At 44.8% G+C, this 11634-nt stretch carries 11 protein-coding genes and 2 tRNA genes; 8 read left to right on the forward strand and 5 right to left on the reverse strand.

What is annotated here, in order from left to right:
* Positions 1–318 precede the first annotated feature (318 nt).
* Positions 319–990 carry a DUF2726 domain-containing protein gene (locus VOR_RS0104915; RefSeq protein ID WP_010318614.1) on the forward strand — a complete coding sequence of 224 codons (672 nt, stop codon included), beginning with the start codon at positions 319–321 and terminating at the stop codon, positions 988–990.
* Here VOR_RS0104915 and VOR_RS0104920 read toward each other — a convergent pair.
* Positions 987–2039 (reverse strand): GGDEF domain-containing protein, encoded by a 1053-nt coding sequence (locus tag VOR_RS0104920; RefSeq protein ID WP_010318615.1) that lies wholly within the window; start codon positions 2037–2039, stop codon positions 987–989. The two genes, VOR_RS0104915 and VOR_RS0104920, sit on opposite strands and share 4 nt — an antisense overlap.
* 272 nt (positions 2040–2311) lie before the next feature.
* Here VOR_RS0104920 and VOR_RS0104925 point away from each other — a divergent pair.
* Positions 2312–2388: transfer RNA gene (locus VOR_RS0104925), tRNA-Val, on the forward strand.
* A 36-nt stretch (positions 2389–2424) separates the two neighbouring features.
* Positions 2425–2501: transfer RNA gene (locus VOR_RS0104930), tRNA-Val, on the forward strand.
* 247 nt (positions 2502–2748) lie between these two features.
* Here the strand turns inward: VOR_RS0104930 and VOR_RS0104935 are convergent.
* The 3 genes from VOR_RS0104935 to VOR_RS0104945 are packed head-to-tail and all read right to left on the reverse strand — an operon-like array spanning position 2749 to position 4707.
* The gene (locus VOR_RS0104935) at positions 2749–3381 is read right to left on the reverse strand and encodes a YdcF family protein (RefSeq protein WP_010318616.1); all 633 of its coding nucleotides are present in this window, start codon (positions 3379–3381) and stop codon (positions 2749–2751) included.
* The gene (locus VOR_RS0104940; RefSeq protein WP_010318617.1) at positions 3374–3784 is read right to left on the reverse strand and encodes a Rossmann-fold NAD(P)-binding domain-containing protein; all 411 of its coding nucleotides are present in this window, start codon (positions 3782–3784) and stop codon (positions 3374–3376) included. Before VOR_RS0104940 ends, VOR_RS0104935 begins: the two co-directional genes overlap by 8 nt.
* Positions 3785–3816: 32 nt before the next feature.
* Entirely contained in the window at positions 3817–4707 is an 891-nt protein-coding gene (locus tag VOR_RS0104945; RefSeq protein WP_010318618.1) for a LysR family transcriptional regulator, read from the reverse strand.
* Positions 4708–4803: 96 nt separating this feature from the next.
* Between VOR_RS0104945 and VOR_RS0104950 the strand changes: the two genes are divergently transcribed.
* Positions 4804–5247, forward strand: a complete 444-nt coding sequence (locus tag VOR_RS0104950; protein ID WP_033197397.1) for a PACE efflux transporter — start codon at positions 4804–4806, stop codon at positions 5245–5247.
* Between the two features lie 63 nt (positions 5248–5310).
* Here VOR_RS0104950 and VOR_RS0104955 read toward each other — a convergent pair whose 3' ends face one another.
* Positions 5311–5544, reverse strand: coding sequence for a TIGR02647 family protein (locus VOR_RS0104955; RefSeq protein ID WP_010318620.1), 234 nt, complete (start codon positions 5542–5544; stop codon positions 5311–5313).
* 448 nt (positions 5545–5992) lie between these two features.
* On the opposite strand from VOR_RS0104955, the gene focA reads away from it, so the two are divergent.
* From focA to torA, 4 genes are all read left to right on the forward strand, one after another.
* A complete protein-coding gene (focA, locus tag VOR_RS0104965) occupies positions 5993–6847 on the forward strand; it encodes a formate transporter FocA (protein WP_010318621.1) in 855 nt (284 codons plus the stop codon).
* Positions 6848–7486: 639 nt separating this feature from the next.
* Positions 7487–7663: a trimethylamine N-oxide reductase system protein TorE gene (torE, locus tag VOR_RS0104970; protein WP_010318622.1), complete on the forward strand. Its 177-nt coding sequence runs from the start codon at positions 7487–7489 to the stop codon at positions 7661–7663.
* Positions 7664–7714: 51 nt separating this feature from the next.
* Positions 7715–8899: a pentaheme c-type cytochrome TorC gene (torC, locus tag VOR_RS0104975; protein WP_010318623.1), complete on the forward strand. Its 1185-nt coding sequence runs from the start codon at positions 7715–7717 to the stop codon at positions 8897–8899.
* A 24-nt stretch (positions 8900–8923) separates the two neighbouring features.
* Complete coding sequence (gene torA, locus VOR_RS0104980; protein WP_010318624.1) at positions 8924–11386, forward strand: trimethylamine-N-oxide reductase TorA; 2463 nt, start codon at positions 8924–8926, stop codon at positions 11384–11386.
* Positions 11387–11634 lie beyond the last annotated feature (248 nt).

Raw genomic sequence — 11634 nt, forward strand, 5'->3', positions numbered from 1 at the left:
CGTTAAAGCAATAAAAGCTCGCTGCGGCGAGCTTTTTCCTTCTCTACTTTTTCCTACTAAGACTCTCATTAATGAGCCTCTCGTTTGGTCATTGTCCATTGACAGAAAACACAAGTTGCGACATTTCACTCATTGGCGTAGCTTATCAACCTGAATGACACTCTGGTACACATTCTAGATTCAGCTTACAAGAGAGCCTGCTGCCATGTGGATTAGGTCACCCTCTTCAACAAATCCATAGTAATAAACTGGCCTTTGGGCGGTACTTCGTTTATTAATTAGCGAGTTAGCTAATTACTTCAAAATGGTTTTTATCGTATGACCAACATTTTTATCATTGTTGCACTGCTGGTGCTGTTTTTTGTCTTTATCCAAAAGTACGTGATCAAACACGACGATACCAAAGACTACGCTTATAAGAAGAAAGGGGCGTTACTCAATATGTCGGAAGGCGCCTTTCATAACGCGCTGAAATCTGCAGTAGGGGAACACGGTGTGGTGTTGGCTAAAGTTTCAATGGCCAACGTGGTTACCCCAGCGGCGAACTTGAATAAAAAGCAGTGGTTTATCGCCAATAACCGAATCGCCAAAAACTATTTTGATTTTGTGGTGTGCGATGCAAGAACCTTAGAGCCGCGAGTGATCATCGAGTTGGATAATGGAAAAGAACTGCATAAAGGCAAGGTTGAGCGTGAAAAACTGCTGATGCATGTGTGTAAGTCTGCCAACATTCCATTGATTGGTGCGAACATCAAACACAGCTACCAAGTGAGCAAACTTAGAAGGTTACTGGCTGCACATATCGATTTGATTGAAACCGATAAAGAAGTGCGTTTTTGCAAAAAATGCGGTAGCCCAATGGTGATAAAAATTGCCAGCCAAGGCGACTTCAAAGGCCGACGATTCTTCACTTGTAGCCGTCAACCGCAGTGTACCTATACCGAAAATTATAATGTGGTGTATGAATTAGGAGAGGATCAAGAACTCTAAGAAGCCCAAAGTGTCGCATCATTTTTGCTGTCATTGATTTGGCAAATGCGAACTTGATTACGTCCATTCTTCTTTGCATTATAAAGCTCTACATCAGCTAATTTCAGTAGCATATCCAACTTGTCACCTTCACGGTACTCACAAATACCGACACTTAAAGTCAACTGGATTTGTTTAGAGTCATAAGCGTACAAATGTTGGTCAATCACCTCGCGTAATTTTTCTCCCACATGTTCAGCTTGTGCGATGCTGTGATCAAATAAAGTCACACAAAACTCCTCGCCACCAATACGGTAGAGGTTATCGTCGCCCACAATTTGAGACATCACTTGTACCGTATCGATTAGAACCTTGTCACCGGCATCATGCCCATAGGTGTCATTCACTTGCTTAAAATAATCAAGGTCAATCACTAAAAGGCACAATGTCATATCCCCCCTATTTTGCACAAAGTGAGCGAAGGCATGAGTAAGTGCTAAACGATTGTGAGAACCTGTCAGCGCATCACGGGAAGCGAGATAGCGCAGTGAGTTTTCAGTTTTTTTACGGCTAGATTCAAAAATATGAGCCACTGTCCAAATTACGCAATAGCAAAGAAGCAGATTGATCATCAACGGAATTGGATCATAAGCTTCATTCCATGAAGCTTGATAATAAATATTGAATAGCTGAGGAATTAACGCAATGCTCGTTGCGAGGCGGCCATGCTTAACTCCCATTAATAGATAGAAAAGTACTGGAAAAAAGGTTGTCCACAAAAATAGACCATTATCTAAAGGCTGGATAAAAGTCCCTGCGCTGATAATAAAGATCAGAAAATAAACATAGACACGAATGTGAGTAGCTGAATGTGTTTGCTGTTTTGCAATGAAGTAAACGTAAGAGGAGTAGCACATGAAGATAAATTCTAATGCTGCTAGACCGTAGCTTTGCGTGTAAAAAACGTTAAATAGGACCAAGAAAAATGCAATAGCGGTCAGCAGTAAGCTTAACCCACAAAGTACAGTGGTTCTCAAATAGTGAGAGTGGTTGAATAATCGTGCATCCATGTTAAGTAACCGCATTGCATATCGAAGGTATTGATAAAGATTATAGTACGAGATAATCGTTCCGAATCAATGGATAATTTCACATAACTTATACAATGAAATAAATGCGACATCTTACAGCTATTGTTGTTCAGTTTATTGTGCTTAAATCCTGAGTTATGAATAAAAAACAGACAAGCTGGTTATAGATAAGCCAACTGGCTCAAAAACAAAGAAAATAGACTTGCACACAGCAAAAACAGCCGTTAATATCCACACCGTTCTGAAGATATGCGTCCGTAGCTCAGTTGGTTAGAGCACCACCTTGACATGGTGGGGGTCGGTGATTCGAGTTCACTCGGACGCACCATTTCAGTTGCATGTATCATGCTCAAGAAAAAAATTTGGGTCTTTAGCTCAGTTGGTTAGAGCGTCTGGTCGACATCCAGAAGGTCGTTGGTTCGAATCCAATAAGACCCACCAAATTCAAACAAAGCCCGCCATGTGCGGGCTTTGTTATATCTACAGCATACAAAGTAGTATTATACCGATCTATAAGATTAACTGGTCCGTTCAATCCAATCTCTTGAGCACATTCTCATTACTCTATCAGTACTTGCCAAACAGTAATTCCACGCACGGCTTATGGTGTGTGATGGGCAATAAGAAGTCAGCAGGATGGGGAAGGCCGTGAGGCCTCCTCCTACTCGATTATGCCCCACAATTGGTGTTACCACTTAAATTGACTCAGAACTTGGTAAGCAAGTGTCACATCGTCTGGGATCGGTTGCTCAATCTGAAATCCTTGTGCTGGGTAGTCGCGGACTCGCACAAAATCGTCTAATAGCGCACTCAGTACAACATCAACGGTGAAATCCTCATCAAGATAATCGAAAAATGTCTCTCCGCTAGAGGTCACCATCAATGACTCAAATGGGGCGGGCCACTGCTGAACAAATGTGGCGTAGGCACGACGTTCCATGAAGGGTTTCTGAACCACAATAATACGTTGCGCAGTGATCGATTTTTCTGTCAATAGATGGTGACTAAATCGTACATTTTCTCCAGAGTGAGTCGCCTCTTTTTCCAGTAAAATCGCGTGGGTTGGTACGCCACAATCTTTGGCTATGTCAGCAAAGGTTTCTGCTTCGCTTTTAGCAAATTTACCCTCAGTAAAACGCCCTTGTCCGCCAGAGAAAAGAAGGTAGGGGGCCAAATTTTGTTGGTACAAATGTGCAGCATACTCAGCCACGCGCAAATCATTGCTGCAAAACACCATAATGATATCGGCCGCGACGAGCTCATGCTTCATCTGCATGTACTGCCACAAGGTTTCAATGTGTTGGTAGAGATGTTTACTCATTCAGTGCCAGTGCCTCTAACGTGTGTGAATAATGAAATTGATAGCCCAATTGGCTCAGCTTGTCGCTTAAGATACGCTTGTCTGCAATATCGACAATTGGCGGCAATGGTGAGTCTAGCTCGGCGGCCGCCAACGCGGCTTGATAAAACTCAGCTTTACTCACGGTTTGTGGTGTGGTGGCATTAACGATCTGCTTGGAGAGTTTTTCGCTGGCAATAAAGTGCTGCGATAAGCTTTGGTCGCGCAGAGAAAGATCGCATACAAAGCCTGTGATGCCATGTTGCGTTAATTCAAGCATTCCTGCCGTTTGGGTGCGGCTGGCGTAGACTTGGTGGTTTTCGGTAAAAGCTTGCGCTAGAGGAAGGCCTAACCAACCTGCGCCAATGAGAGTAATAGTGCTCATAAAATCTACATCCTGTATTGATTGTATGCCGATCAGGCATCGGTGAGTGGACTAAGCTGGCGCAACAACTGCCTGACCATTTTATGGATAGGATCGGCGCTCATGCGTTGGTGCTGAATGACATCAATGTTGGTATACCAAGCCAGCTGTTCAAACTCAACAGGGACACGCACTAATTTCCCCATCGCTTGTTCACTTTCGGCTAAATAGCTTGGCAGCAAACACCATCCTAAACCGCTTAACGCCATCTCTAATAATAGATAGTAGTTATCGGCGTACCATATCTCGGGGCTAAAGGCTTGATGGAAACTGCTGGTTTTATGGCTGCGTGAGCGGATAACGAGTTGGCGATGCAATCTTAGCATATCGATATGGGGCGCTTGATGCTGAGCCAATTCATGCTCTGCGGCCACATAAACATCAAAACGGATTGAACCGACATTTTCAAAATCAAGGTTATTCGGTAAGGCCAATTCACTGAAGATGATCCCACAGCTAGCGCGACCTTGTTCCACCATCTCAATCACATCGGTACTTGATGCACTTAAACATTCAATTTCAATGTGTGGAAACTGTGTGGCTAACTGTTTGAATAAATGGGTTAACCCTTGTAACGGGATCCCTTCATCCATCGCGAGCGAAAGCTGTTGATTGGGTGATGAAGCAAGCAGTTGTGCTTGTTGCGCTAAGCGTTGATGTTGCTGCAACGTCGCTTGCGCATACGGTAGAAGTCGCTCGCCTTGCGCGGTTAATCGTGGATAACGGCCGGAGCGATCAAACAGTTCTACGCCGCAATCAATTTCTAAATTGATGATGTGTTGGCTAACGGCCGATTGAACTTTGCCTAACTGTCTTGCCGCGCCGGAGAAAGAGCCACTCTCAACGGTTGCGGTGAAGGCTTGCAACTGATCAATACTCAACATATCTCATTTACCGATACTATCTAACTTTTTAGTATCTTCAATATAGATGAAAATGAGTCCATTCAACACCTCAGACGAAGAATAAAGAGGAGAAAAATGATGTCAATGAGAGAGTTGTCGATGAAAGAGCGCCTTTTCCATGCAATAACGTTTGAAGTGACCGCATTAGCGTTAATTATTCCAATCTCCGCATTGGTGACAGGGCAGGGAACGGGGGATTTAGCCATGATAGGTATTGGTTTGAGCCTATTTGCCGTAGCGTGGAACTATCTATACAACGTTTTGTTCGACCGAGTGTTTGGTACCAACCGATTAGCGCGTACGGTTAGCTTACGCTTGTTACACACGACCGGTTTTGAAGGTGGGCTCGTCTTTATTTCTATTCCGGTGATCGCTTGGGTTTTAGACGTATCGATGTGGGATGCATTGATTTTGGAAGCTGGGTTTCTGACCTTTTTCTTTATCTACACCACACTGTTTAACTGGGTATATGATCGAATTCAGCCCTATCAACGTTGGATTGAGCGAATGGCCAAATAAAGAAGGGCGGTTTTTAAGGGGACAAGGCAGCCAGCAGAGTCTCGGCTGCCTTTGCAGGCTAGATTAAGAGTTCAAAACGCGCAGCACGCGCTCTGCATGCTCGGCCACTTCGATACCTTCATCCGTCAAATAGCCACCATCAGGTAATGTACACAGACCTTTTTCGTAAAGACGTTGAACGGCGGATTGCATGTCGTCAGACGCATCATTACGGACTTTAATGCCAGTCGCAGCGCTGCTTAAATCAAATTGGAGGAGTAGATTGAGCTCGGCGATATTTTGTTGAGTAAATTTCATCTCGACACCTATATAGTGAATGATTTTTTGTCACCATAGATGGCAGCGCTGTTGGCTGCAATCAGTTGTTGTAAGAAATGTTATCTGCAACCAAATTGGGGATATTTCACACAGTTATACCCTTCCTACTTGAAGCTGCAGCGGTGTTGGCTACGTTCGTTCACCCCAATCACATAGTTTGCCTATGCTCATGGGGACTCACTCACTTGCCGCCTACCTGCAACTCCAAGTTGTTTGGGTATATATTCATCATTGGTTTGCAAGGGAGTAGTTATCCATAGACGGTAGGTATGGGCTATCAATAAATTTTTATGATTTTCATCACGCTAAACACATTTTTTGTAAACTAAACACATTTTTTATAAACATAGAAAATAGCTCTTGAATTGTCATCGGAATGGGGCGATTATCCGCGCCTTCTATCACTTGTTTCAAAATGTTACTTGCCATGAACTTAAACCAATTTGATTCCCTATTGCCACCGCAAATGGCAGAGCGCGCCGCTGAAACGGGGGTTGGAAAAGCAACGAAAGATCCGATGAAGTCTTTCCTTCTTGCCATTTCTGCTGGCATTCATATCGGTATTGCTTTCGTTTTTTACACTACAGTGACGACAGGCACGGGCGATATGGCTTGGGGTCTGAGTCGTTTTATCGGCGGCTTTGCGTTTAGCTTAGGTCTTATTCTGGTGGTGGTCACCGGTGGTGAGTTATTCACTAGTTCAGTGCTGACTTTGGTTGCACGTGCGAGTGGCAAAATTTCTTGGAGCATGCTGATTAAAAACTGGGTCATCGTCTATTTTGGGAACCTTGCTGGTGCGCTGATGCTTGTCGCTTGTATGCTCGTTTCCAAACAATATATGTTTGATGGTGGACAAGTTGGCCTCAATGCGATGGCCATTTCTCAGCATAAGTTGCACCACGAGTTTATGCAGGCAGTAGCGCTTGGCATTATGTGTAACGTGTTGGTGTGCGTGGCGGTCTGGATGACTTTCAGTGGTCGCACCTTGACTGACAAAATTATGGTGATGATTTTACCTGTCGCCATGTTTGTCGCCGCGGGTTTTGAGCACTGCATCGCTAATATGTTCCAAGTTCCGATGGCAATTGGGATCAAATATTTTGCACCCGCTGAGTTTTGGCAGATGACGGGTGCCAATATTGCCGACTACGCAGACCTTAACTTAATCGGTTTCTTGATCAATAACCTATTACCCGTGACGATTGGCAATATCATCGGTGGGGGTGTTTTTGTTGGCATTTGGTATTGGTTAATTTACCTTCGAGATGGATCTCACGAATAAATCCTTACTGAGGAGATGATCTTAGAAGCGGCTTTAAGGGCCGTTTTTTGTTGTCATCTCTAAACCATCGCCTTAGGTGGTGTTGACTGCTTCTGCTAGTGCTTGTTCACTATTTATATCTTTAAAACAGCTTATCCACATTTTCTGTGGATAAGCTGTTTTAAAGCCAGTGTGTAAGATGAATTCTATCAAGAAGTGCACAAAAACCCAGCATTGGCAGTGTATTATGCACTGAAGTGGGGCGAATATAACAGCGATTCCTGAGTGATGATCGTCATCTAACCATTCCTCATTTTATTAATAATATCGTTACATTTCGGTTGCCATTTGAGTGTTTAGCGGGAACAAATGCGCACTTCAATCCTATCTTGCAATTCATTTTGTTTGTTTTTTGTTTCTTTTTTAACGTTTGTGAAAAGAAATGAAGTTGACACAATCACTCATATTTCTATACATAAATTCTTAATCAAACACAACTCCGTGCGAGCTCAAAAAAGTAGTGGATTCCTTGCTACATAAGGTAAGAATCGATTGAACCCTATAAAGAGTATGGTCTAACATTTCGTATCAGAAATGGTAATAAGCTGAGCTCTGTCGTCGAGCTGCTCAAAATGACTGAAATACAAAACAGGCAAATGTATGAGTGATGTTAATAAAATAGAGAGTAATGAGAAACGTTCGCTTGAGTGGAAGTCTTTCCTCTTAATCACAGTGGTTCTCTTTCCGATCTTAAGTATCGCCTTTGTCGGCGGTTATGGATTTATTGTTTGGATGCTGCAAGTGTTCCTCTTTGGTCCTCCTGGTGCGCACGGTTAATTCCACGGTTCACCCGTAATCCTTTTGATCGAAAATTTAAGAGAGCGAATCATGAAATCATTGTTAGTCAAAATTTGGCGCACTATGACTCGTCCAGCCGTGCACATCAGCCTTGGTGTGCTCACGATGGGCGGTTTTATCGCCGGTGTGATTTTCTGGGGCGGTTTTAATACTGCACTGGAAGCCACCAACACCGAAGCATTCTGTATCAGCTGCCACACAATGCGCGACAACGTTTATGTTGAGCTGCAAGAAACTGTGCACTGGAAAAACCATTCGGGCGTACGTGCCACTTGCCCAGACTGCCACGTACCACACGAATGGACCGCTAAAATTGCGCGTAAGATGCAAGCCTCTAAGGAGGTATTTGCGCAAGTTTTTGGTGATTTAGGTACCCCTGAAAAATTCGAAGAGCGCCGTATTGAATTGGCCAAGCATGAGTGGGAGCGCTTTTCAGCCAACAACTCATTGGAATGTAAAAATTGCCACAATTACGATTCGATGGATTTCGAACAGATGTCGGCAACCGCCCGTATTCAGATGAAACAAGCCGCGGAAAAAGATCAAAGTTGCCTAGATTGCCATAAAGGGATCGCCCATAACCTGCCTAAAAATATGGAGAGTTCAGGCGGGCTGATTGGCGAGCTAGAGCAGTTGGCATCTAACACCGATTACTCGGTCGGCAAGCAAGTGGTGAGCGTTCGCTTCTTACCTATTTATGAAGATGCACAAGCCAAAGTCGAAGCAGGCCTTCTGAACCCAGCATCGGCAGTCACGGTATTGGATGAGAAAGGAGAGATGATTCAAATCGAAATTGATGGCTGGCGTAAAGCAAAAGGCTTTGGTCGTGTGATCCAAGAAGATTTTGGTATGAACATCGCTGTGGGCTCCTTGATGAAAGAAGCGGCACAAAATGATGCAATCGTCACGGTTGGTGAAAAGCGTGTCGATGATCTCACCGGTCTACCTTGGGAAAAAGTAAACGCGAAAGTGTGGATGAAAAAACAAGCCATGCTCGATAGCGTGGATCCAATTTGGCAAAAAGCGGGTGAGGCCTATAAAACGAACTGTTCTGTCTGCCATAGCCAACCAGATGAAGCGCATTTTGATGCGAATACTTGGCCGGGCATGTTTAACGGCATGATGGCATTCGTCAACTTCGACACAGACAGCGAAGCGTTAGTCTTGAAGTATCTACAAAAACACTCTTCAGATTTTGCTGAAGGTCACCATTAATCCACGTCAAACGGAGTTTTAAATATGGCGATTACACGAAGAAGTTTTCTTAAAGGTGTAGCAACCACCAGTGCGGCGTCGGTTATTGGGCCAAGTTTATTGGTCTCGACATCGGCTAACGCGGCAGAAACCACAGGCAGTTGGAAAGTATCAGGCTCTCATTGGGGCGCATTTCGCGCACATGTGTATGGCGGAAAAGTACAATCGGTCAAGCCGCTAGAATCAGACACGCACCCCACTGATATGCTCAATGGAATCAAAGGCATTATCTATAGCCCATCACGAGTGCGTTACCCAATGGTTCGCCTTGATTGGCTCAAAAAACATAAATACAGCGGCGAAACACGTGGCAACAACCGTTTTATCCGCGTCACTTGGGATGAAGCGTTGGATCTGTTTTATCGTGAACTTGAGCGCGTACAAAAAGAGTATGGCCCTTGGGCGCTGCATGCAGGACAAACGGGTTGGAACCAAACGGGGTCATTTCACAACTGTACAGCGATGATGCAACGCGCTGTAGGTATGCACGGTAACTTCATCACCAAAGTGGGTGATTACTCAACAGGTGCAGGCCAAACCATTCTTCCTTACGTGTTAGGTTCGACAGAAGTGTATGCTCAAGGCACCTCTTGGTCGGAAATTCTTGAGCACTCAGACAACATTGTTTTGTGGGCGACCGACCCGGTAAAAAACCTGCAAGTTGGCTGGAACTGTGAAACGCACCAATCCTTTCCTTACCTTGATCAGTTGAAAGAAAAAGTGGCGAAAGGAGAGATCAATGTTATTTCTGTTGATCCAGTCAAGAATAAAACTCAGCACTTCCTAAACAGTGACCATTGGTACATTAACCCACAGACCGACGTAGCATTTATGCTGGCGGTGGCACATGTGTTGTATAACGAAGATCTGTATGACAAGGCGTTCATCAAAACTTATTGCTTAGGATTTGAACCTTTTATTCAGTACGTTCAAGGCGAAACGAAAGATAAGATTGTTAAGTCGCCAGAATGGGCCGCCGAGATTTGTGGCGTAACAGCCGATAAGATCCGCGAATTTGCACGTATGCTCGTTAATGGCCGAACTCAGTTACTGTTTGGTTGGTGTATCCAGCGTCAAGAGCATGGCGAACAGCCTTACTGGGCTGGTGCGGTTGTGGCGGCGATGGTTGGTCAAATTGGCCTGCCAGGCGGGGGGATCTCCTACGGACATCACTATTCTGGCATTGGGGTTCCATCAACCGGTTTTGCCTCGCCCGGCGGCTTTCCACGTAACCTAGATACGGGTTCAAAACCGAAATGGGACAACGAAAACTACAACGGCTACAGTAAAACAATTCCTGTTGCCCGTTGGGTCGATTGCTTGCTAGAGCCGGGTAAAGAGATCCGCTACAACGGTTCTAGCGTAAAATTACCTGATTACAAAATGATGGTGATTTCAGGCAATAACCCGTGGCATCATCACCAAGATCGTAACCGAATGAAGAAGGCGTTCCGCAAGCTTCAAACCGTCGTCACGATCGATTTTGCTTGGACGGCGACTTGCCGTTTCTCCGACATCGTTCTTCCTGCCTGTACTCAGTTTGAGCGCAATGATATCGATGTGTACGGTTCTTATTCTGGCAAGGGTTTGATTGCCATGCACCGTTTGGTTGATCCTTTGTTCCAATCGCGTACTGACTTTGAGATTTTCACTGAATTGACGCGTCGCTTTGGCCGCCATGAAGAGTTCACACGCGGCATGGATGAGATGGAGTGGGTCCGTTCGCTCTATAACGACTGTAAAAAAGCCAACGCGGGTAAATTTGATTTACCAGAATTTGAACAGTTTTGGCAGCAGAGTGTACTGGATTTTGGTGAAGGCCAACCTTGGGTTCGCCATGCCGATTTCCGTAAAGACCCTGAGATAAACGCACTGGGTACACCGTCTGGCTTTATCGAGATTACGTCACGTAAGATTGGGCGTTATGGCTATGAACATTGCCAAGATCACCCGATGTGGTTTGAAAAAACCGAGCGTTCGCACGGCGGTCCGGGTTCAGATAAGCATCCATATTGGTTACAATCTTGCCACCCAGATAAGCGTTTGCACTCACAAATGTGTGAGTCAGAAGAGTATCGCGCGACCTATGCTGTCAATGGCCGTGAGCCCGTGTATATCAACCCAATCGATGCGAAACAAAAAGGCATTAAAGCAGGGGATTTAGTTCGCGTATTTAATGATCGCGGCCAGTTATTGGCCGGTGCAGTCTTAAGTGACTACTACCCGCGTGGCGTGATCCGCATCGAAGAGGGGGCGTGGTATGGCCCGTTGAATGAGAAAGAGGGAGCTATTTGCACCTATGGCGATCCAAATACACTCACACTCGATGTCGGTTCATCTGAGCTGGCGCAAGCCACTTCAGCCAATACTTGCATTGTCGATTTCGAGAAATTTACTGGTAAAGTACCACCAGTGACGTCATTCGGTGGACCAATCGAAGTGGCGTAATTCCGTCATTAGCTCAACGAAACGCCAGCAAACATGCTGGCGTTTTACTTGTTATACCCAAACCTGCGCCTTGGGCGTTCTCATTGTTGAATAAAACAGCATATGAATCGACGTCAAAGGGAAAACGTGATCAAAATAACTTACATGTAACGCGAATTCATTAGACACTGCCAGAACAACAATTTGTACTGAGGTGTTATGACAACGATCACTCTGCCATGTCATCGAGAAGTTGAGTTACTTCAGCC

The sequence above is a fragment of the Vibrio ordalii ATCC 33509 genome (assembly GCA_000257205.1).
In the GTDB taxonomy this organism is placed as follows: domain Bacteria; phylum Pseudomonadota; class Gammaproteobacteria; order Enterobacterales; family Vibrionaceae; genus Vibrio; species Vibrio ordalii.